17 protein-coding genes are annotated in these 22,268 nt (G+C 44.3%); all 17 read right to left on the reverse strand.

Annotation, left to right across the window (positions count from 1 at the left end):
- Window positions 1–270 precede the first annotated feature (270 nt).
- Window positions 271–1,767, reverse strand: coding sequence for an extracellular solute-binding protein (locus ACWPWY_RS15235; RefSeq protein WP_454192423.1), 1,497 nt, complete (start codon window positions 1,765–1,767; stop codon window positions 271–273).
- Window positions 1,768–1,795: 28 nt separating this feature from the next.
- The gene (locus ACWPWY_RS15240) at window positions 1,796–2,668 is read right to left on the reverse strand and encodes a carbohydrate ABC transporter permease (RefSeq protein WP_454192424.1); all 873 of its coding nucleotides are present in this window, start codon (window positions 2,666–2,668) and stop codon (window positions 1,796–1,798) included.
- 18 nt (window positions 2,669–2,686) lie between these two features.
- A complete protein-coding gene (locus ACWPWY_RS15245; RefSeq protein ID WP_249717717.1) occupies window positions 2,687–3,595 on the reverse strand; it encodes an ABC transporter permease in 909 nt (302 codons plus the stop codon).
- A 323-nt stretch (window positions 3,596–3,918) separates the two neighbouring features.
- Window positions 3,919–6,276, reverse strand: a complete 2,358-nt coding sequence (locus ACWPWY_RS15250) for a helix-turn-helix domain-containing protein (protein WP_454192425.1) — start codon at window positions 6,274–6,276, stop codon at window positions 3,919–3,921.
- Window positions 6,277–6,507: 231 nt separating this feature from the next.
- Window positions 6,508–12,210 (reverse strand): pectinesterase family protein, encoded by a 5,703-nt coding sequence (locus ACWPWY_RS15255; RefSeq protein WP_454192426.1) that lies wholly within the window; start codon window positions 12,208–12,210, stop codon window positions 6,508–6,510.
- A gap of 282 nt (window positions 12,211–12,492) precedes the next feature.
- Window positions 12,493–13,146 carry a deoxynucleoside kinase gene (locus ACWPWY_RS15260; protein ID WP_454192427.1) on the reverse strand — a complete coding sequence of 218 codons (654 nt, stop codon included), beginning with the start codon at window positions 13,144–13,146 and terminating at the stop codon, window positions 12,493–12,495.
- A complete protein-coding gene (locus ACWPWY_RS15265; RefSeq protein WP_454192428.1) occupies window positions 13,143–13,766 on the reverse strand; it encodes a deoxynucleoside kinase in 624 nt (207 codons plus the stop codon). Before ACWPWY_RS15265 ends, ACWPWY_RS15260 begins: the two co-directional genes overlap by 4 nt.
- Window positions 13,767–13,960: 194 nt before the next feature.
- Window positions 13,961–14,482, reverse strand: coding sequence for a GNAT family N-acetyltransferase (locus ACWPWY_RS15270; protein WP_454192429.1), 522 nt, complete (start codon window positions 14,480–14,482; stop codon window positions 13,961–13,963).
- A gap of 154 nt (window positions 14,483–14,636) precedes the next feature.
- Window positions 14,637–14,804, reverse strand: coding sequence for a hypothetical protein (locus tag ACWPWY_RS15275; protein WP_454192430.1), 168 nt, complete (start codon window positions 14,802–14,804; stop codon window positions 14,637–14,639).
- Between the two features lie 130 nt (window positions 14,805–14,934).
- Window positions 14,935–15,153, reverse strand: a complete 219-nt coding sequence (locus ACWPWY_RS15280; RefSeq protein ID WP_454192431.1) for a hypothetical protein — start codon at window positions 15,151–15,153, stop codon at window positions 14,935–14,937.
- Between the two features lie 199 nt (window positions 15,154–15,352).
- A complete protein-coding gene (locus ACWPWY_RS15285; protein ID WP_454192432.1) occupies window positions 15,353–17,002 on the reverse strand; it encodes a catalase in 1,650 nt (549 codons plus the stop codon).
- Window positions 17,003–17,287: 285 nt separating this feature from the next.
- Window positions 17,288–17,455 (reverse strand): DUF3934 family protein, encoded by a 168-nt coding sequence (locus ACWPWY_RS15290; protein WP_454192433.1) that lies wholly within the window; start codon window positions 17,453–17,455, stop codon window positions 17,288–17,290.
- Window positions 17,456–17,580: 125 nt separating this feature from the next.
- On the reverse strand, window positions 17,581–18,975 hold the full coding sequence (hemG, locus tag ACWPWY_RS15295) for a protoporphyrinogen oxidase (RefSeq protein ID WP_454192434.1): 1,395 nt from the start codon (window positions 18,973–18,975) through the stop codon (window positions 17,581–17,583).
- Between the two features lie 243 nt (window positions 18,976–19,218).
- On the reverse strand, window positions 19,219–19,563 hold the full coding sequence (locus ACWPWY_RS15300; protein ID WP_454192435.1) for an EamA family transporter: 345 nt from the start codon (window positions 19,561–19,563) through the stop codon (window positions 19,219–19,221).
- A gap of 1 nt (window position 19,564) precedes the next feature.
- On the reverse strand, window positions 19,565–20,101 hold the full coding sequence (locus ACWPWY_RS15305) for a DUF2304 domain-containing protein (protein ID WP_454192436.1): 537 nt from the start codon (window positions 20,099–20,101) through the stop codon (window positions 19,565–19,567).
- Window positions 20,091–20,843 carry a glycosyltransferase family 2 protein gene (locus ACWPWY_RS15310; RefSeq protein ID WP_454192437.1) on the reverse strand — a complete coding sequence of 251 codons (753 nt, stop codon included), beginning with the start codon at window positions 20,841–20,843 and terminating at the stop codon, window positions 20,091–20,093. The genes ACWPWY_RS15305 and ACWPWY_RS15310 overlap by 11 nt, the downstream gene beginning before the upstream one ends.
- Window positions 20,818–22,092, reverse strand: coding sequence for an ArnT family glycosyltransferase (locus ACWPWY_RS15315; RefSeq protein ID WP_454192438.1), 1,275 nt, complete (start codon window positions 22,090–22,092; stop codon window positions 20,818–20,820). Before ACWPWY_RS15315 ends, ACWPWY_RS15310 begins: the two co-directional genes overlap by 26 nt.
- Window positions 22,093–22,268 lie beyond the last annotated feature (176 nt).

Below are 22,268 nucleotides of genomic sequence, written 5' to 3' on the forward strand. Positions count from 1 at the left end.
TGTATTATACAAGATAGAACTTTAAACGTATATATGTAATGTTATGTAAAATAACGAATAAGTCTTTATGCCTAATCAGGTTCACGGTTTGTACATTAAAACGAAAATATCAAATCTAATTTTTTACTGATTTTAGATCCATTTTATTTTTTTTGACTATGTTAATTCTCGTCAGATAAAAAATAAAATAGACTGCAGGCAAACTAGTTTAAGCTAGTTTGTCTACAGTCTGAGAGGCAGTATTACTGCCTCTATTACTGCTCGTTCTCTTTATTTAATTGTTTTTAAATATGATTCCTTGTATTCAGACATCAATTGGTCGCCGCCTTGCTTCTTCCATTGTTCTATCGCTGCCTGCCATCCGGCTTCATCAATTTGACCCATAATGTACTTCGTCTGTGCATCGGTGGCCATCAGTTCCAGTTCCTTACCACGTTCCGCGTAGATAGCAGAATCTAGTGTCAGAGCAGGGTTAGGAACAATAAATTCGTCGTTTTCTTTCACAAACTTTTGACTCTTACGGAACAAATCCGGTTGCTTCGCAAGTTTTACAATGTTGTAGTTCTCGTTACGGTTCGGCATCGTATCACGGTAAGGCTTCACTTCTTTCAGATCCGCATCACGGTCCAGTACCTCTGTTACATCGCCTGCATCCTTCCAGTGTTTGTTCTCTACCCCTTTAACTAAAAGAGTTGCCATTTCTGGATCCATCAACTGATCAACAAATTTCAGAATCAGCTTCATTTCTTCTTCTGTTTTTACCGTCTTCTTAGGAATAGCTAAGAATCCTGCGTTGCCTGTCTCTCCAGGGAGTCTGCGTCCTTCTGGGCCCGTTACCGGTGCCACATCAATGACTGCTTCTGGAACGTTCTTGATGACTTTATCCTGCCAAGACTGGGCATTTCCTCCGGAGAAGCGAATTCCTGCACGGCCGGACTCGTATAATTTATCAATTTCGCTCGTATCCACGACTGCAAAATCCTGATTAATTAATCCTTCTTCAAACAGACGTTTTACCAGATTCATTGTATCAAAGTAAGCATCGGTCATAAATTCGGGTGTGAAGTTACCTTCTGCATCAACCGCCCATTTGTTAGGTGCACCTTGTGAAACCGCGAGACGAGTCAGCGTAGAGGCCGCTTCCTGATTGTATTTTTTATCAAATACAAGGCCATATGTGTCATCTTTTCCGTTCTTATCTGGATCTTCCTTAGCAATCGCTTTCATAACGTTGTACCAGTCATCTAGTGTAACAGGAGCCTGAAGCCCAAGCGTATCGAGCCAGTCTTTCCGGTAGTGTAACGTCGCCCGTCCTAGATCACGGAACAAAGGCACCCCGTATATTTTACCGTTTACGTTGATGTTATTATAGAAATCTTCGCTCTGTGCTGCCAGGTTAGGGTAATCCTTGATATAGGGTCCCACTTCCCAAAACTGTCCATTCTTGAGTGCGCCGATCGTTGTTGGATTATATCCGAGCTTGATTAGCTGTGGAAGCTCTTCCGAAGCGATCATGACATTCACTTTTTCATCATAAGCCGAGGCTGGAATCCATTGGATATTAAGATCAGTATTCGTGTACTCCATAATTGCTTTCTCGATCTCATTTCCTTTTGTCGGAATCTCTCCTACCTGATTTACTACATATTTCAGTGAATAAGGCTTACTTCCATCGATCACGGCGGCCTCTTTTCCCCCGCCACATGCGGATAATACCAGCGCAGCAGTCATAACGGAAGCGGACAACAAATGAACTTTCTTTTTCATCTTTTTTCCCCCTATATCAAATGATAAGTTAACCCTTAACTGAGCCTAGCATTGCTCCTTTAGCAAAATGTTTTTGCAGGAACGGATATACGACCAAAATAGGAATCGTTGCAAAAACAATGACCGCCATTCGAATCGTCAGCGGCTGTATCTCCGCATCGTCAATATTGGTGTCGCCGATACGGCCCGATGCGAGAATAACGATCTCACGAAGTAATACTTGAATAGGCCATTTCGTATTGTCATTGATATAAAGAATCGCGTTAAAGAACTGGTTCCAGTGCCCAACCGCATAGAACAGACCAAAGGTCGCCATTGCCGGTAAGGATAGAGGCAGAACAATCCGAATGAGAACGCCTAGATCATTACATCCATCGATTTTCGCTGAATCTTCCAGCCCATCAGGGATTTGCTGAAAGAAGTTTTTTAGCACGATAAGGTTAAAGGCACTGATTGCAGTAGGAATCATTAAGGACCATAAGGTATCCGTTAGATTGAGCGCTTTGACAACAAAGTAAGTGGGGATCAGTCCGCCACCGAACAGCATGGTGAAAAGAACTCCCATCATAATTGTCCTGCGTCCGCGAAGATGTCTTTTCGCCAGTGGATAAGCCATGAGTGAAGTGAACACCAGATTAATAAACGTACCGACTACCGTAATGTAAATAGAAACCATCATACTTCGCATCAGTGTATCGGTAGAAAAAATGTAACGATATGCCGAGAGTGACCATTCCTTCGGAAATAGAATGATTCCGCCTTGAGCCACTTGAGCTGGGCTCGTGAAAGAGACGGCGACCACATATATAAATGGAAGCGAACATGCTAAGGCCACAAAGAGCAGCAGTGAGTTGTTGATGATATCAAATAGCCGGTTTCCTATGGTTTTATCTTGGTTCATTGCATTTGACCCCTTCCTTTAATAAACGCCTTCTTCGCCAAACCGTTTAGCCAGCCAGTTTGCCGAGACGACAAGGACCAGTCCCACAACCGATTTGAATAGTCCAACAGCTGCAGAGTAGCTATACTGCGCCTGGGTCAACCCTTTCACATAGACGTACGTATCAAATACTTCACCTACATCCCGAGTGGTTGGGTTCAGCATCAGGAAGATTTGCTCGAAACCGGAATCGAGGAAATTACCGAGCCGAAGAATGAGCAAAATAACTATGGTACTCTTAATCGCAGGCAAAGTAATATGCCACAGCTGACGCCATCTCCCCGCGCCGTCCATTCTCGCTGCTTCATACAGCTGCAGATCTACGCCAGCAAGTGCAGCAAGGAAAATAATCGTGCCCCAACCGACCTCTTTCCATATGGATTGAGATACGATCATCGTTCGGAACCATTCCGGATCCTGAAGAAAAGCGATTTTCTTACCTGTTAATTGGAATAAAAACTCATTAATTAGTCCATTTTCCGTCGTAAAGAGCATGTAGAAAATACCTACTACAACAACCCATGATACAAAATGCGGAATATACACTAAGGTTTGGACAAATCTTTTATAAAAAGAAGATCTAACCTCATTCAGCATCAATGCCAGCATAATCGGCAATGGGAAAAAGAAAATCAAGTTATACAACGCTAGAATTGCTGTATTACGGAACAACATCCAAAACTGCGGTTCACCAAAAAATCGTTCGAAATGCTTGAAACCTACCCATGGACTGTCAAAAAAACCGAGGTAAGGTTGGTAATCCTGAAAAGACATCGTAATGCCGTACATGGGGACATACTTGAAAATAATAAAGTAAGCTATGCCCGGCGCTAACATGAAATACAACCATCTATCCCGAATCAGATCACGCATGACCGCACCCTTCATCTTAGACTTAGGTACGAATGCATCTGCCTGCTCCGGATTATGTAACGTCGATTCGCTCTTCATTTGCGGTGGTTACCTCCTTTGTCGCTTGGTGACCTGATTATGACAGTCAGGAATCAGTGCAAGCTATACCTACGGGGCAACCTCCACAAAATGTGAATCTAACATCGCTGATTACACCTGTCATTGCCGTACTTATGCGCAGCAGGCAACCAGCGATGTGCAGGGTACAACTTTATCATTTTTACTCCTTATATAAAAAAGCAGCACCCCGAAAACTCCGGTATGCTGCTTTTAAGAAAAGAAAGGGAATCCATCCTTGTTCAGGCATGATCTACGGACTTTCCTTCTGCAGCCATTCGTGAACTGCTTCGCTCTTCTCTATATTGTCCTGGTGTTGATCCATACATTTTACGAAATGCCCGGATAAAGGCACTGATGTTTTTATATCTTAATTTCTCACCAATCTCCGAAATTTTCATATTTGTCGTCTCCAGCATGTGTTTAGCCATCTTCATCCGGAACTCACTTACGTAATCACTAAAGGTATGTCCTACCTCTTTCTTAAATACACGGCCTAGATAAACCGGATGAAAATGAAGCTCTGCTGCAATCGCTTCAAGTGAGAGTTCCTGATCGTAGCGTTCGTGTATAATGGATACAATTTTTTCAGCCGCGCTGACAAACTGACTCTCCTGCCGTTCTTGCAGTATACTTGCAATCGGTGTAAGCAGTCGATTCTGGAACCACGACCTAATCTCCTCGTGAGTCTGTAGCTTTAGGAACCGCTCAATTGTTTTTTCTCCTTCAATGATCTTATGGACAGGAATTCCTTGTTCTTGAACAATCTGCAGAATTCGCATCATCAGCTGCAAAAGTAGAATCCGTCTTTCTTTAACGTAGCTGTTTTTATGCAATACAGCAGACAAGTACTGATCCAGCATTCCCATGTTTTTTTCAAGATCTGCTTCCCGCAGGGAGTGCACAATCTGCTCTTCGAGCGGTTTGAGATGTCCATATACCGCCGTTTCGCCTGACGCGCGTTTGTCGATTTCTTCAACACGGACAATCATGCCGGAACCAAGGCTGTTTCTGCAACTCAGCGCTTCAAGACTTTCCCCATAAGCGATGACCGCATCTGCTATATTATGAAAGGGTCTGCTCACCCCAATACTAATCTGCAACTGTAGATATTCCATTGCTTTGGCTTGTATCATTTCTGCTTGTTCTGCTGCATAATTCAAAATTTCTTCTTTGCTTCCTTCCGGGTTTGCAATTAGTGTAATCTGAGTTCCACCAAGTAAAACAGGACTAAACCTGCGATCAGGGGGCAGCAATTCCTCTACGATATTATTTAGGGCAAATAATAAAAGTTCGCGATCCTCATCCGCGTACCTCGTATAGGATAGATCATCAATTTGTACGGCAAACACGAGCAGGTGCTCCCACTTTTTCGGAAAGCCATACATATCGGATCGCTGAATCAGCTCTTCCTCCGACATTTGCCCCGTGAAGAGTTTGATAACAAAAAATTCGCGTAAATGCCTGATTTGTCCTTGCATTACGTGCTTAAGTTTACTTTTGGTAGAGGCCAGTGTCTGGATTCCTTCCTGAATCAGCACTAGATCGTCCTTCTGCTCCATCATGTCTGATTCTTCATTAGCTTCTCTAGTTAGCTGCGTCAGATAACGAATCGGCTTATACATGCGCTGGCTGCCAAAGTATGAAATTGCCGCCACGAGCAGCAATATAGATACACAAACAGCGATGGTCATGAGACCGATTGACTGAGATTCCTTTGTCACAGCAGCGATCGATGATACAGATACATACACCCAGTCATTGTAATCGGAAACACGGTAACTCACTCCGAGTTTCTTACCGTCTGACTTCGTGTTTAAAAAACCGCTGGAAGAAGATGTTTCCTTCATTTGTTCCCTGATGGCACGGTTAATCTCTGCATACTCTTTTTTTTCAGAGGCGGAAGAGAGAAACATTTGGCCTGAAGCATCCAAAATATAACTGTTTCCGAGTTCTTTACTTCTCGTCAGCACTCTTCTTATCTCATCTGACATCACGCGGACAACAATCATGCCTTCCGGTTTATCAGTCCCCGCGAGCAAAGGCAGTTTATAGATTAAACTTATCGTTTCCTCTGGAACCTCCAGCGCATCCTTTGAGTTATCACTGTCTGGTTCCGTTTGAGCTGCGGGCTGAGTCTTTGCTCTTGTATTCCACATCAGCCCCTTAGATTCACTTGCATATGCTTCAAATTCATCTAAATTCGGCAATTCCTGAAGCTTTCGGAGGGCAGCAAAATGAATCGCCCATTCTTTTTCAAATTGAATAATATACGCATCTTTAATATCAGCCGAAGACCTCAGATTCGCCATCTCGTTCGTAAGCTTTCGAACGGTAACGAAGTCTTCGCTGGTAAGGGATTGATGAAAGGCCTCCTGAACTAAGGCCGTGTTAGCAAACTGCGTGACTGAATCTTCTAACGTATGCAGCATTTGCTCTACTTGCATTTCGGTCTGTTGCAGCACAAGCATATTGGCTGCCTGAACTTTATCCTTAACATCCTGAGAAGCTGTGATGTAAGAAAATAAGCCGATAAATAGTGTAGGTACCGCACCGAGTAAAAGACAGAATACCAAAAGCTTGATCCAATAGTTGCGCATGACTCACCCTCCACCTCTAACCCAAGCTTAACTTTTATGGTAGCGTTTACACTATTATTTGAAATAATTATTCATTAATACTAAATTATACTATATATTTCATTCGACATGACTTATATGACTCCTTTTTACTTACATCAATTTGTTGTATTAAAAAAAGAGTCACCCTGTCTGCTTTTAAGCAAACGGGGTGACTCGATCGGCCTTATTTTCATTAATTAGTAAACGCGTTTAATTGTCTTTTCCTTTTATCACCGTTACCGTAGTCTCGGCAAGTGTCCGGTTGCCTGTATGATCAATCGCTTCATATACAATCGTATATACACGCTCTTTCGATCCGCCTTTTACTTCAGCACGAAGCATAAATTCAAAATCAGGAGTCCCAAACTCTGCTTCTTGAATATCTGCTCTTTGGTGTCCTTCATGTTTCTCTTCATCACTGCTTGTAATCGACACTAGATTAATCGCTGCTACTCCGGAAAGATCATCTTCAGCAGAAGCTGTTACTTTGATCGCTTCCAGCTTATTGCCCCTTGGATATAATACCGGATTATCAACGGAAAGAGTTAACTGCGGCGGTGTCTGATCGATTTGTTCTTGTGCAGTAAACTGAATTGTATATTTCCGTTCACTTCCATCTTGTGCTGTGACCGTGATAAGAGCCTGCCTTGAATCAACGTCCGCCTGTACAATTTCCACTTTCGCAAAGGCAGAACGCACCGCCGCTTTTAGTAAAGGCAGATCCTCACCGGCACCTAGTGTAATTTCATAGGATAGGCGGCTTCCATCAAATTCTGGCAGCGGCTGGCCGCCAATGATGACCGAAGATAACGCCGTATCTCCGTCCGGAACAGCAATCATAGAAGCCGGGTTCCATCCATCGCCTCCTGAAAGAATCTGATCAGGAGTGAGCAAAGATGCTTCTTCGTATGTCAGCTGTGTTGACCAAGCGTATCTTGCCGATGGATTAGCACCAGGACCGTAACTCGCAAATTCCCCATAGCGAGCTGTTAGTTCATTCGTAGGATTGCTCCAGTTATCCCATCCAGTCGGTTCAATGTGCTCACCGAGTTCACTGTTAATAACATATACATTAGAATAGGGTCTCCACGGACGTCCCAAAGGAACTGTGCCCGTAAGTCCAGGTTCTGCAGTGAATCGGCTATTCAAAAATACATAACCTAGTTTGTCTTCCGGGGTTGATGCTGCTGTGACGTAACCATCATTCAGACTGTGAATAACACTGTTCTCGAAAACAACTGTAGCTCCGCCAAAGATAAAGTCAACATCCCCTTCAATATAACTGTCTACAAAATACTGACGACCATCATTGGCATAGAAGGTATCTTGATAACCCTTCAGGTTCACTTCCCGGAATGTCATACGATCTCCTTTGGTATACAAGGCAACCGCCTGACCGGCGTCATCTCCCGCATCATTCATAATCGTTAATCGCTCTGCTGAATAGTCATTTGCCAGCACCTTAAATCCAGAGCTATTAGAAGTTCCCATTGGCTTGCCGTCTGCGCCCGGTGTATTGGCACTGTCGCCATACACGAGAACGGTACCTTCCCTGCTCTCCCCGATCATACGAATGTTTGGTTTCGTGGCCGGAATGACCAGTTTCTCGCGATATGTGCCGTTCTTAATATAAATAATCATCTGGGCTGTATTCTGCTCTGGTACTGCATCTATAGCCTCTTGTACGGTCTGATAATCTCCGCTTCCGTCCGGTGCCACGGTAATACTTCTTGCTGGAATATCACGGACGGGAAGTGATGCTGCGCTTTCTACTCCCCCGATGACGGCAGATACAATATAGTAATAAGACTCACCGTTCGTAAGGCCTGTGTCAGTGTAGGAGGTATCTGTCAAACCGTCCGCAATGGTTAGATAAGAGCCGTCTTCAGATGAGCTTCTTTTTACCGAATACGTATCGGCTGAAGCTAAAGACTCCCAATTCAGGGTTAGCATTTCATTGCTCGGCACAATCGTAACCCCCTGAGGTCCTGCCGGTGGCGATCCCTCCGTTTCTTGTGACTTCACAACAACCACTTTCGATCCCAAACTACGTGAATCCTGATTTTTGGCGATTACCTGATAGTAATATGGCTTGTGGCTAATTACATTCGTATCGGTATAGGATGTCGATTCGACGATCCCTAGTTCCTCGAACGGTCCATCAGCGTATACTGCTCGCTGTACGGAATAGTTCTCAGCTGCATCCACAGCAGACCAAGAAATTAGAGCGCCCTCAGCGATACTTTCGCCTGTTACTTCCGGTGTTCTCAACTGTAGAACAGGCGTAACTTGAACCGGTTCACTATCGGGTCCCTCTCCTGCAACACTTGAAGCAGATACCGTATAGTAATATACCTGACCATTTACAAGACCGCGATCTCGATAGGAGGAACCGCTAATTTTACTAGCAACCATCTCGAAAGGTCCTGTCATGGTTTCACTGCGTTTTACCGTATAAGTTACTGCCTGTGTAAGCGGCTGCCAATTTAGATCAATCTGACCACTCCGGGCAGTAGCGGTAAGTCCGCTTGGAGCTTCTGGTTTCACCGCGCTTGCCCTCGGCAGTGCTGTTGCCTGATTGGATAGGCCGCTCTCTCCAGCTGGTCCTGTTGCCGTCACTACGTAATAGTAATTAACTTCGTTCTTAACGGTTTCATCGACATAGCTAAAATCGGTCAGTCCTTTTGCTAATATCTCATAAGGACCGCCATCTTTTTGACTGCGTTTCACCGTATAAGAAGCAGCTCCTGCAGCCGGCTGCCACTCGAGTTGGACTTTTCCATTGCCAGGTAAAGCTTTAAGTCCTTTTGGAGACGCTACAGGTTCGTTATACACTTTCAGGTTGTCATAATAGATGGTGCCCTTGCCGCTTCCCGGCATCTTTCCTATGATGCGGCTGATTCCACTAGCTCGCACATCCGCTTGAAGCGGTACATCATCTGCGCTAAGCACATGATCAATATAGATATCCGCAGTCTGTGCAGTGATGTCCACCACTACCTTCACATTATACCAGCGGTTATTTTCCGGACGGTCTGCCAGCTTATAGTCCGCTCCACTGCGTTTATATATGAAAGTGTCCGTTCCTTCTGCCGCTGGCTGGGTTGGTTTCCGAATTTCAATGGACAGCGGAATCTTGGTACCTGTCTCATCCTGAAGCTGAAGCAGAACGGAAGTACCCGGCCATGACTCGGACATGACGTCAGCTTCTACAACAAATGCTCCTGTCTGTTTTGTAAACTGCCGAGTGAATTGGGTGTTCACTGGTGCATTATCATACACTTTTAGACTCTTCGCCGATGAATTCCCGGTTGAACTTGCCGGAGTATCCACCACAGTTACCGTATGATCTGCATCCTGTGGATCGGGAAGAACGACATAACCTGCAGGTGTGGTACCGAGTTCGGCCTTTTCAAAGTTATCATCTACTACATGAATTGTTCCAACCGATCCTGTCGGTATGGCACTTACCTCGGAAGAACGGAAGCTCTCGCCGCTCGCGTTCACTGTCGTCAAAACATAATGATAAGCAAGCCCCGAAGTCAGACCCGTGTGAAGGTATGAAGAACCTGTAACAGCGGATGCGATTTGTTCATAAGGTCCGCCAGGTATCGTACTAGAATAGATTTGATAACTCTCTGCCTGTGGAGCTTCATTCCAAGACAATTTCACTTGCTGATCTCCAGCTTCAGCCTTTATTCCCGTTGGCGCTACAGGATAATCAGCTTCTAGTTTCTTTGCCACTGCTCCTGTTAACCTTGAAGTATTATATTTCAGCACCTCATCATTTGCTTTGGAGGCATCTGCTGCAAGACCGTAATATACCTTTTCATTCATCGGAAGAGTGATCGTATCCAGTTGGGTCCATTCAATCCCATCCTTTGAAGTAAGTGCTGTGATTTTGTCTTCCAGGCGCATAAGTTTGACCCAGTACGGTGTATTCACAAAAGAATCAGGCTCTTTCGTTACCGCATTTTTACCGCTCGCGGTTCGCGAAATCAATACCGTCTTCTTTCCTTCCTTAACGTAGGGAATCATTAGAGCAGCCATCTTGGCACCCGGCTCAAGGCTTTCACGAATCATCACGCCTGCTTCAGCTCCATCGTCCGTGCCTGTCACATGCTCTACTTTAGCTACAATTTCACCATTACCGGTAAGCTCTTGATAGGCAAAATGAAATGCGTCAGCCGATCCGCTGATATCTCCTGCACTTTTCAGTGTCACTTTGGAACTGTCATCTCCCACTTGCAGATGACCCGGTACTCCTGGTGTTCCAATATCTTTTGACATCCATGGCTCTGTACTTCCTTCAGTGTTGGCATGGATCGTCACTTTGTCTGACTGTGCAGCAGTTCCCGTATTATCGATTGCTTTGGCCGTTATATAAAACGTACCATCCGGTATGTCCTTCCATTCATAAGAATACGGCTCAGCCTTATCTTCCCCAAGCAGCTGATCCCCTTGATAGAACTCTACTCGATCAATCGATCCATCTGGATCCATTGCTTCTGTCGCAAGGGTAACCGAGTCTCCTGCTGCAATAATCGTATGATGTGCCGGTGAATCAATTGTAACTACAGGACTCACGGAGCCACTACCGACAATTCCGTTTAGATATACCTCAAGGTTCGTATATCCAGACTGCTGCGTTCCATTCCGATCAGAAGGATCGTTAGGATTCAGCCCATGCTGAGTCTCCCATACATTCGGCATTCCGTCCCTGTCATCATCCGCCAGATCAGACTTCACAGACGCAAATTCCAGATACCCTCCGACCTCTTTCTGAGAATTGATATGTTCCCCGGTCCGTTCCGCTGTATCTCTGATAATCCTTGCGTCAACCGAGTCTCTTCGCGGAAGCACAGCTCCTGCTCCTTCGAGTACACTCTCATAAGCATCCGTCGCTGTTTCCGGTGCAGAAAGGTTTGGCATTACAATCGGTGTATTCAGTTTGGAAGCTGGGTTACGAACAATCGGTACCCCTTTCCAGTTATCATTGGTCACTTCCTCTGAACCATCTACATAGTTGCCGCCAATATATATTTTTGAGCCTTCATGAACTTCCTGAAAAATATTGTCACGTACCGTACGATAGGTATTTGGCCCATATTTGTAGTAATTATTTCGAATGTTGTACTGCCCGACTTCCCCTCCATAAGTGGAGAAAAATCCCCAGTTATAGATTATGTTATTATAAAAATCCACGTTATCTTCTGGAGATTTACCTGGAAGCCGAGGATTTCTGCTGGCATTATGAGCAATTAGGTTATGATGGAAGGTTGCATTCTTTCCTCCCCATATCCCGCCATATCCATGCCTGCCTTTAAAATGTGTGGTCATAAGCATACTTTCAGAAACGATGGACCACTGAATTGTTGTATTTTCGTTATCATAGACGCTGAGCACCTCATCAACTGACCAGCTGAATGAGCAGTGATCAATGATAATGTTCTTATGGTACCGACCGCCAAATGCATCATCTTCACTGACATAACGGTCGCCAAGCCTGAATCTTAGATATCGAACAATGAGATTATCTCCTGAGAAAGAAGTGGTGTAATCAGAAATCGTTATGCCTTCTCCCGGTGCGGTTTGCCCTGCAATCGTTAGATTAGAACCCGTAATTTTGAGCGGAGACTCCAGATGGATGGTTCCTCCCACTTCAAAAACGATGGATGCATTACTTTTAGCGACTGCCTCTCTTAATGAACCCGGTCCACTGTCTTTTAATGTAGTGACGTATACTGTTTCACCGCCACGTCCCCCCGTCGTATACATACCTCCGCCCTCAGCTCCAGGAAATGCCGGAAGAGCTGGTGCTTCTGACGAAACATCAGACGTTGCCGCAGCAGCCGGCTGCATAGATGCAATAAGCGATAGAACAAGCAGCAGCATACCGAGTTTTTTCATCATTAAATAATCCCTCCTCAAATAATTAGCTTCCTTGCTTTACATCCTCCTTACCTCCCTGATGTGAACGTTCCATAATTTTTGTCCCAGAGATTATGCTCATTATCAGCCAGGGCAACACTTACAAGCTACCTATCTGAAACAACCTTCCGAATCAGAATAAGGTTTTTATGTAAGCGTTATCATTAAAGTTGTTTACTGCATACTTCTTGCTCATATCTGCACATCACTACATTAGGACAAAAAAAGACCCCTCTCATGCGCGAGAGGAGCCTTTCTCCCTATTTACTTACGATTTCGATGCTTCGTGATCGTCTTTCCTACTTCCGCGAGTATGCTGTCCAAAGATGCTGGATCATGCACATCATACTCATCAATGTTCAATTTCAGCACAGGGCAAGCGTTGAATTCACCGATCCATTTCGCATAACGTCCATGCATCTCTTCCCAATAGGCCGGATCTGTCTGAATTTCCATCTCGCGGCCGCGTTCTTTGATCCGGTTCAAGATCGATGGAAGGCTTCCTTCGAGATAGATAAGTACATCTGGATGTGGGAAATAAGGAGTCATGACCATTGCTTCAAATAAGCTTGTGTAAGTCTCAAAATCCGTTACACTCATCGTGCCTTTGTCGGCATGCATTTGAGCAAAAATTCCGGTATCTTCATAGATCGAGCGATCTTGAACATATCCTCCGCCTGCTTCAAAAATATTCTTTTGCTCTTTAAAACGTTCTGCTAAAAAATAAATTTGAAGATGGAAGCTCCATCTCTCAAAATCATGATAAAACTTCTCCAAATAAGGGTTATGATCCACCTTCTCTAAAGAGGTTTTGAATTGAAGTCGATCCGCAAGCGCAGCGGTTAACGTAGATTTTCCTACACCTACGGTACCCGCCACCGTAATCAAAGCATTTTGCGGAATGTTGTAGTCGTTCATTGAATGTACTCCTTTATCTCAGACACAATCAGGTCAAATTGCTCAGGACTTGCTACAAAATCGATCTGATTACCGTCAATTGTAATAATTTTTGTATCTGGCTCTCGCTCAGCAAGCGACTTCATCGCTTCATCGTAATCGATAATGAGCTGTTCCAAATAAGCGGGGTCCATCTTCTGTTCAAAAGAGCGTCCGCGTTTAGCAATTCGTTTAAGCAGCGTATCCAGATCCGCTCTAATATAGATAATAAGATCCGGCTTTGGAAGATCATCGGTAAGGATATGATAGATCTTGCGATACTTTTCTCTTTTGACACCCTTCAGCGTGCGCTGTGCAAAAATCAAGTTTTTATAGATATGATAATCGGAAATAACTCTTTTTTGATGTTGGATATAGTTCGTCGTCGTGTCTTCCAACTGCTTATACCGATTACACAAAAAGAACATTTCGAGCTGAAAGCTCCATTCATCTATATTTTCATAGAATTTTCCGAGAAACGGATTCTCTTCTACGATTTCTTTTAATAAAGGGATATCTAGTTCCTTGGAAAGCATGGACGAAAGTGTCGTTTTTCCAGCTCCTATTGGACCCTCAACCGCAATAAACATGCCTTTTGTCATGTGAATCCTCCTGTTATGTTCGTAACCGATATTACCGTCATAGAGAGTATATTGTATCACAGAATATCTCTTTTCGGAGCGATTAAAAAAAGGAAGAAAACATTACAATTCCCAATCCACAAAAAGATATAAACAGCAAAAAAACCACTCCCTATGCAGATGCACTGGAAATGGTCTGAATGATTGGCTGTTCTCTACTTTAGTGCTACTTGATATACCTCTGCATACAAGGTATCCCGGCAAGAACGAAACTGTTCCTCTGTAAGCAGACTTGGATAACTCATCAGCAGCAGAGGGAAATCGGGTTGCCCCTCTCGAAGCGGCGGCTGTACATAAGGATAGGAATTCACATGAAAACCAAGCCGCTCATAAAAACCAATTCTTCTTTGTTTTATTTCTTCATCCGGCGGCTCCACTTCAAGCACGACCGGCTTATTCGTTTGCGCTATAAAGTCCATCATCAGCTGCTTACCCAGCCCGCCACCGCGAATGGATGGTTTCACAGCAATGTGCTCCACAAAACAGAACTCATCAAATTCCCAACCGCCCAGAAAAGCGATGATCTCACCCAGGTCATTCTCTTTGGTGAGCAGTCGATAGCTTGGATTGGAAAGCAAAGCTTGCTGTCCTTCAAAAGTACGATATTCAATCAGAGGAAATGATTCCTCCATAATGCGGTACACCTGTTCAAATACATGGGACTGAATCTTGCTCATAAAGTCACTTCCTTCTTGTTGTTACCTTCATTCTTCCCAGCGTAAGTTAGCACCAGTCTATCATTTGACGTGAAGCTTATCCAGTTTTGCTGAGTTGAAAACAAAAAAATAACCCGTACCACGAGAGTGGCCGAGTTATCTTCTATAGATCTTCCTAGTTCACATCCACACGCGGTGACTTTTGTCCACCATGAGAAGAACGTGAACTTCTCATCATACCGGATACCGTAGTGAAAACTTTATCACGTGCCGTTTTATTTCTCATCAAGTACGTTACCCCGGCACCAACAGCTGTTAATAACAAACCTCTTTTTTTCAACATTTCAATTTCCTCCTTTGTAAGTAGTATGGTTACCTTCTTGTTTGAAAATTACCCTTCTTACAGGATTCGAAACGCAGAGAGATGCTTACTTTTTGTTGTAATATGGGATTATTTAGAAAAACTAGTCTCATCACTCTTCCTTCTTCCTCTCAGACGCTGCATGAATTGCCTTAGCTTCGACATCAAGCTCTCTGATACTCCGGTTTAATCTCAATAAGGAGCTATCTAGTTTATCAAGACGTGCCCCGATGGTTTGTAGAACATAGCGAAGTAAAATAACACACACTGCCATTGGGAAACCTATATTCGTAATGAGATAGACCATTTCTTCCAAGTTCAGGTTTTCCATTGTTCATTCCTCCTTTATTAAGAAAGGAAATAAGAATGGCGATTTTACAACCTAAAACAGATAAAAAATCAAGTGCTGTTGTTATCAGAACCAAAGGTTCATGATTATCGTGAATATAAAAACTTAAAAACCAAAAATGGTTGCCATTATTATCGATTCACTGATAATAATGGCAACCATTTACGAATCACTCTTTTAATTAATATGGATCAGCTTCATGGCTGTTTTTCACCGCATCCGTTGTTGCTTCGTTTTCGGCTAGTGAACCTTGGCGATATTTGGACTGACCCGCTTCACGGCCTGGAAGCTTGTTATCGTTTTTCATTTCCTCAAGTTCTTTTCGTTTTTTCTCTAACCCTTCCCTCACACGACGGCCATAGTCTTGATCCGCCTCTGTAAAGTGTTCGATCATGGCATCTTGAATTCGTTTGTCACAGACCGCAAGAGCATCGGATAGGTTCTTGATCAGTTCATCACGTTCCCAGTCCTCGAAATTACGATAGGTTTCACCTGCTTGACCGTAATCATTCGTCCGGTCAATGGGAGCACTCATCGCCTCCACATTATACGTTGGACGGTGCTGAGGACGACCTTCACTAGTTGCCTCCTGATAGCCCCCAATCATGGATGGCTCATAATTCACATGCGGATTGTCTCCCGACTCTTTTGGATCACGAATATCCATTTGTCCGCGATGCTGATTCGTCCGAACAGGTACTTTCGGTGCATTTACCGGTAATTTAAGATAGTTCGCACCTATACGATAGCGCTGCGTATCTGAGTAAGAGAAGGTACGTCCTTGCAGCATTTTATCATCTGAGAAGTCCATTCCGTCAACCAGAACCCCAGTACCAAAAGCAGCTTGTTCAATTTCGGAATGATAATCTACTGGATTCCGATCCAGGACCATACGGCCTACCGGCAGCCACGGGAACTTGTCCTCTGGCCAAAGTTTCGTATCATCAAGGGGATCAAAATCAAGTTCAGGATGGTAATCATCCTCCATGATTTGTACATACAGCTCCCATTCAGGATAATCCCCTCGTTCGATAGCCTCATACAAATCTTGTGTCGCATGACTCACATTTTTCCCTTGAATTAAGTCTGCCTCTTCTTGAGTTAGGTTACGAATACCTTGTTTGGGTTCCCAATGATATTTCACGAGAACAGCCTCACCCTGGTCATTCACCCACTTATAAGTGTTTACTCCGGAACCCTGCATATGACGGTATGTAGCTGGAATTCCCCAAGGAGAGAATAAGAATGTAATCATATGGGTTGCCTCAGGCGAACGAGATACGAAGTCAAACATCCGCTGAGGATGAGCTACATTGGAAGCTGGATCTACTTTGAAAGCATGAATCATATCTGGAAACTTCATCGCATCTCGGATAAAGAAAATCTTTAGGTTATTACCTACCAAATCCCAGTTGCCATCCTCTGTATACATTTTCACGGCAAAACCACGGGGATCTCGTGCTGTTTCCGGTGAATCTTTCGATCCTGCCACAGTGGAGAAACGAACCATGAGCGGTGTTCTTTTACCTGCACCCGAAAATACTTTAGCGCGTGTATATTTTTCTACAGGTTCGTCTCCCACTTTTCCGTAGGTCTCGAAATATCCAAACGCTCCGGTTCCACGTGCGTGAACCACACGCTCTGGCACTTCTTCTCGATCAAAGTGAGATATCTTTTCAATAAAGTGATAGTTTTCAAGCGTTGCAGGGCCCCGGTTTCCAATGGTACGAATGTTTTGATTGTCCGTCACCGGATGTCCCTGACGAGTGGTTAATGTCTCTCGTTTCACATCTTGTCCTGTTGTCGTGTTCTTATTATTGTCTTCTGTCAAAATGTAAACCTCCTTAATTAAAATAGTCCCTCGTGCCTTGTAGGCTGAAGGATTATAATGAGAATAATGAGACCAATTTCATTCTCACTTCTCCAATATTTCATTACACACGCTCCGCTTTATATAAACCGCTCAAATGACCAACTTCACCAAAAATTCTCCTTCTACACCCGATCTTCATCATTCATTAATCAAGGTCCTATTCATCGTCCGCTAAAACAAAAAAAACCCGCCGAAATGGCGAGTTCTTTACTACATGGCTATCAATCTCATATGTCATAAAAATTAGCGAGTATCGGCTGAGCCGCCTTCACTATTTTCTGTTTTCTTTGTACCTTTACTCTTGTAAGGTTTAGGAGAATTACTAGCGCGCCGTTCGCCTGCTTGCCAGCGGTTCCATCCTTTTTTCCCCGTACCTCTTCCTGTTCCGCCCTTACCTTTTGCCTTACTCATCCAATCACTCCAGCTCTATTCCTATGTTATGCCTGAACTATACAGGAAAAATGGCGATAAGTACAGTAAAGACGTGAAAAGCAAAGCTCCTGCTTCTCACGCCATTCGTTGAAATCTAGATGCTGCTATAGCTGTTCTATCACCTTAGAGGCAGTCTTCTCCCCATTCGCAATACAGTCTGGAATGCCAACGCCATAATAAGAGCAACCCGCCAGAATAACACCTGGGAAGTACGCAGACATCTTCTCTTCAAGTGACGAAACCAGCTCATGATGCTTACGGTGATAATTCGGCATTTCTTCATGCCATACTCTCACATGATGAGTAACCGGGGCTTCAGACATACCAAGACTTTTTCGTACATCTTCTACTGCCACTTGTAACCGTTCTTCCTCCGTCATATCCTTCATCTGTTCGTAAGCAGGATTCACGCTTTTGTAAAAGAGTCTGACTAACAGCTGACTCTTCTTCGAAGTATGTTTCCATTTGCGGCTCGTCCAAGTGCAGGCATTGCATACTAAATCACTGTTCCCGGAAGTGATAAATCCGGTCCCATTCGCAGGAAGCCGTTCGTCCGGCACATCATATCCAAGATAGATGCTGATCATCGATGAACTGCGCAGTTGCTCAAAATCCTGATTCAGTTCTTCCTGCTGAAGCATCTTTTGTACTGCCTTATGGGGCGCAGCGAGGATGATCTGGTCTACGATGATATCTTCTCCATCTGAAAGGGAAACCGTATAGGTTCCTTCCTGAGGTCCATGCACTATTTTCGTAACGGCCGTATTCTTACAAATGGTTACATCCGTCAGTTCTCGCTCATAGGCATCAATAAGTTCAACCATCCCGCCTTCAAAGGATAAAAATTTCTTACCTTCTTTAGGACCTTTCAGCTCGCTTCGATGGGCATCCAGGCCACGGATCAAACTTCCATACTCATTTTTGTAATCCAATAAATACGGCATCGTGGATGCAAGTGTCAGTTCATGAATATCTCCCGAATACACGCCGGAAATTACCGGAGCAATCTGCTTCTCCACAAACTCCGCACCAAGAAATTCCTCAAGAAAATCCCCTAGCGAGTCCTGTTTTGTAAATGTTTCGTTAGGGGTGTAAAGGTCTTTCAAGGCGGCTACTTTTCCTTCTGGTGATACCAGCGTGGTGCCGGCAAGTGACTCTATGCTCATCGGGATCCCAAACATCGCATCTTCCGGTATCTGCTTAAGCTCTCCATCCGTGTGAATAAAAGAAGTCCCTGTCTCGTTATAGACAACTTTCCCCTTCAACTTCAACTCTTCAATCACTTCAAAAATATGTTTTTTGCGCGTGACAATAGAATCTGCACCTGTCTCCATCGTAAAGTTGCCCTCATGAGCAGAACAGATCTTCCCGCCCAGCTGACGGTTCGATTCGAGTAAAATAACACGAGCAGCAAGTTCTCCTTTTTGAATCTCTTTTTGCAAGGTATATGCTGCGGATAATCCGGTAATCCCGCCTCCAATTACAGCTATCGTCTTCACAACCGTTCACCTACTATATCTGAAGTCTATGGTTATTTAACTTATAAATCATGCAATAAAGTATACCATACCCGGCCTGTCGGTTCTTATGACAAAACGTAATTGAACACAAAAAAACATCTGCCAATCCTATCATGTTGATGTCCTTTCATCAACGTAAGGAATAAACAGATGCAGACTCTCTATATGGACCAATGGTCTGTGTGAGCACTAAAGAAACAATGTATAGTATCCTTCTTTCGGTCATTTTGCAGCAATAATAGCCGCACCGATGACAATCACTACCACTCCGATCCAGCGGTTCAGGGGGACACTTTCCCCAAAGAAATACCAAGCCGCCACGATTCCGATGGCATAAGCGAGGCTTTGCAGCGGATAGGCTAAACTCAGCGGTAAGCGGGACAGCACAATAAACCATAGCCCCGTAGCCAAGCCATAGAATAGGATACCCAGCAGGATCAGTGGCGAGAACAGGACAGACAGGAAATTACTGAGGTGAATGCCACCCTGCTGTTCGAGACCCATTTTCCAGACGATCTGGCCAGAGACGAGAAGTAATATATTGAGAAACAACATGACATAAGCCATATTATCGAATCTCCTCCCTGTTTGGATCATGAGGGGGAACAGCATCCAGATCTAAAGCCTTAGTGAAGCCTTGGTTATAAGATTGTTTCAGAGACAGTCCAGAGGATTGCGAGAAGTCCGGAATGGCTATCCCCCTCTCCTCTTCTTCAATCCTACTTAACCTCGAGTTCTCCTTCGCTTTTTCCGCCATCTGCTTTTCAAGTTTTTGAATACGATCTTCCTGCAGCCCCAGCGTCTGAGTCAGCACGACGACTCGGTTCGTAAGTGAGGATACGGTGATCGTCAAATGCAGCAGTATGAACAGTATTGCAACTACACTCAGCAGATAAAGCAGCGACGGGGCATAGAAAATATGAATCCGTACCGCCAGTTCGTCCAAAATGGACGGAAATAAGGACAAGATCATCATAATCGCACTCATCAAAAGCCAAAGCAGAGCGTACTGCTCCTTTAATTTTCGCTTGCGAATTAAATATAGAATCGTAGTGGCAAATGCTAAACTGATACAAAAGCTGACGAAGTAAACGTTAAGATTCATAGCTATTTTCCCACGCTCTCTTTTTCATGGTTTTCATGAGCAAGACAGATAGGATCACCTTGGACATATAGTATACGGATTTCATTGCCGATATGCTGGATACTCCGCCTTGACGTTCCTTCATGATGACAGGAATCTCAGTAAAGGTGAGTTCCCGGTTATACAGCAGCATCAGTGCCTCTACTTCTGGGTAATCGGTCGGATACTCACGAGCGAACAGAGAAATAGCTCGTTTTCCGCAGAAACGATAGCCTGAAGTTGGATCGGTTACGGTCTGCCCGGTAAGCCGTGTCAAAAGAGCGGACAGCAGACCGATGCCCATTTTGCGGGCAAAGGTCGACTGAAATCCTTCCTTTGTAATAAAGCGAGAACCAATAACCATGTCAGCTCCCGTCTCCAGTATGGCATCTAGGAGCCGATTTAGATCACTCGGATTATGTTGTCCATCACCATCAATCTGCACAGCATAATCGTAATGATGTTCAGCCGCGTAGCGGTAACCCGTTTGCACCGCTCCGCCGATGCCCAAATTGCAGGTGAGATCAATAACGCTCGCACCTGCTGCTCTGGCGATCCGACTAGTATCGTCACTTGATCCGTCATTGATGACCAGCACATCCACATAGGGGATATCTTGACGAATCTGGTGAATCACTTGCCCAATGCCTTCCGCCTCGTTATAAGCAGGAACAATGACAAGCACTTTGAGCGAAGAATTATGAGTTGTTGGTCGATCCATCATAGATAACAGCTCCTTTCTGTGAATGTGAGGGTCTTACGTATTTATTCCAAAACCAGCGTAGGATAGCGACCCCGACCACCGTATCCAGCATAATGATAAGCGGCATTGAAGTGTAGTTATATCGGTATTCTGGTACAAAAGCTAAGCGTGTCACCGTCATAACCACGAGGATCAGCGTAAGCAGTGTGAGTGGCTTCCTCCACTTCCGAACAGCAGCAATTAAGGCGACTGGACAGAACCATACGAGTGCTAAATGAAGCATACTCCCGAGCGGACTCGGCAACACACTGTATATCGGGGTATGACCGCTGCCAAAATACATATTCGAGTAGATGTATTTCAATTTTCCAACCGTGTACCATTTTACAAACGTCCATGTGTGTTCCGTAAAACCGACCTTCAGCCGCTCTTTTGCGACCTCCATTTGGGTTTTACCATGACGATCTACCAGTCCATCATTGTAGTTTTTATCTGGATAAGTACCTGCCGCAAAGGGATTGACCTGTGTAGAAGCAATGACGACCTCGTTCAGAGTCACGATGTTGCGGATCACCCAAGGCGAGAGAACAATCCCCGTACCAATGCAGGTGAACAGCAGTAATTTCAGCGTGAACTTGAAGTTCTTTTTCCAGAAGTAATAAAACACATAAACCGCTGGGATCAGAATTAAGAATTCCGGACGCGTAAGCACAAGCAGTCCCATTGCAGCACCGCTAAGCAGAGCGAGGGTTCGTGTTTTCTTCTCAAACGTCGAAAGCTGTAGGCGGATATAAAGCATGAGGAAAAAGCATGCCAGCACCTCCGTGAGCACCGCGCCGTTACTCCAAATAAATGGAGGATATACAGCGCTTATGAGCAGCACAATGATCGCAACCGTTTGGCCCGCAAGCTTTCGGGCAATTGAATAAATCAGTCCCAAGGTAACGAGACTAATACCGACCTGGATATATCGAATGTATGGAAAGGGATCATTATTTTGATAATCAACCATCTTATAGATTGCCGCCATAAAAAGCGGATAACCCGGCGTAACCTGGGCGTTTGGCTCCGTATCCTTATAAGCATAAATTCCTTCTTCCAGCAGCTGCCGAACCATAATGTCGTAATTCACCGTATCATGCGATACTTTATGATTGACCGACACTAGAAAGTCGAGTCTTAGAAAAGTAGCCAGTCCGAAGATCAATACGATCATCGTGATAAGCAGTGTTTTTTTATGTGTAAGCATCTTAGACGCCATCGTGTCCATTCCTCAGTCTTGCTCCTTCCTGAAGTGATATGTCAGAGGCACCAGCTTATTGAAGGTACTTGATGTCCTCTTGCTAAAGTCAAGACTACAAGACAGATCTTAACGGTTCTTATCTAAATGCTTAACAAACTCTTAAGTTTTCATTGATTTATTTAACATTCCCTCATTCCGCTCCA

It is taken from the genome of Paenibacillus sp. Marseille-Q7038 (assembly GCF_965111595.1).

Bases quoted from the DNA above. Each gene is read 5' to 3' on its own strand.
- ACWPWY_RS15235 (WP_454192423.1), bottom strand. From the start codon at position 1,767: ATGAAAAAGAAAGTTCATTTGTTGTCCGCTTCCGTTATGACTGCTGCG.
- ACWPWY_RS15240 (WP_454192424.1), bottom strand. From the start codon at position 2,668: ATGAACCAAGATAAAACCATAGGAAACCGGCTATTTGATATCATCAAC.
- ACWPWY_RS15245 (WP_249717717.1), bottom strand. From the start codon at position 3,595: ATGAAGGGTGCGGTCATGCGTGATCTGATTCGGGATAGATGGTTGTAT.
- ACWPWY_RS15250 (WP_454192425.1), bottom strand. From the start codon at position 6,276: ATGCGCAACTATTGGATCAAGCTTTTGGTATTCTGTCTTTTACTCGGT.
- ACWPWY_RS15255 (WP_454192426.1), bottom strand. From the start codon at position 12,210: ATGATGAAAAAACTCGGTATGCTGCTGCTTGTTCTATCGCTTATTGCA.
- ACWPWY_RS15260 (WP_454192427.1), bottom strand. From the start codon at position 13,146: ATGAACGACTACAACATTCCGCAAAATGCTTTGATTACGGTGGCGGGT.
- ACWPWY_RS15265 (WP_454192428.1), bottom strand. From the start codon at position 13,766: ATGACAAAAGGCATGTTTATTGCGGTTGAGGGTCCAATAGGAGCTGGA.
- ACWPWY_RS15270 (WP_454192429.1), bottom strand. From the start codon at position 14,482: ATGAGCAAGATTCAGTCCCATGTATTTGAACAGGTGTACCGCATTATG.
- ACWPWY_RS15275 (WP_454192430.1), bottom strand. From the start codon at position 14,804: ATGTTGAAAAAAAGAGGTTTGTTATTAACAGCTGTTGGTGCCGGGGTA.
- ACWPWY_RS15280 (WP_454192431.1), bottom strand. From the start codon at position 15,153: ATGGAAAACCTGAACTTGGAAGAAATGGTCTATCTCATTACGAATATA.
- ACWPWY_RS15290 (WP_454192433.1), bottom strand. From the start codon at position 17,455: ATGAGTAAGGCAAAAGGTAAGGGCGGAACAGGAAGAGGTACGGGGAAA.
- ACWPWY_RS15300 (WP_454192435.1), bottom strand. From the start codon at position 19,563: ATGGCTTATGTCATGTTGTTTCTCAATATATTACTTCTCGTCTCTGGC.
- ACWPWY_RS15305 (WP_454192436.1), bottom strand. From the start codon at position 20,101: ATGAATCTTAACGTTTACTTCGTCAGCTTTTGTATCAGTTTAGCATTT.
- ACWPWY_RS15310 (WP_454192437.1), bottom strand. From the start codon at position 20,843: ATGATGGATCGACCAACAACTCATAATTCTTCGCTCAAAGTGCTTGTC.
- ACWPWY_RS15315 (WP_454192438.1), bottom strand. From the start codon at position 22,092: ATGGACACGATGGCGTCTAAGATGCTTACACATAAAAAAACACTGCTT.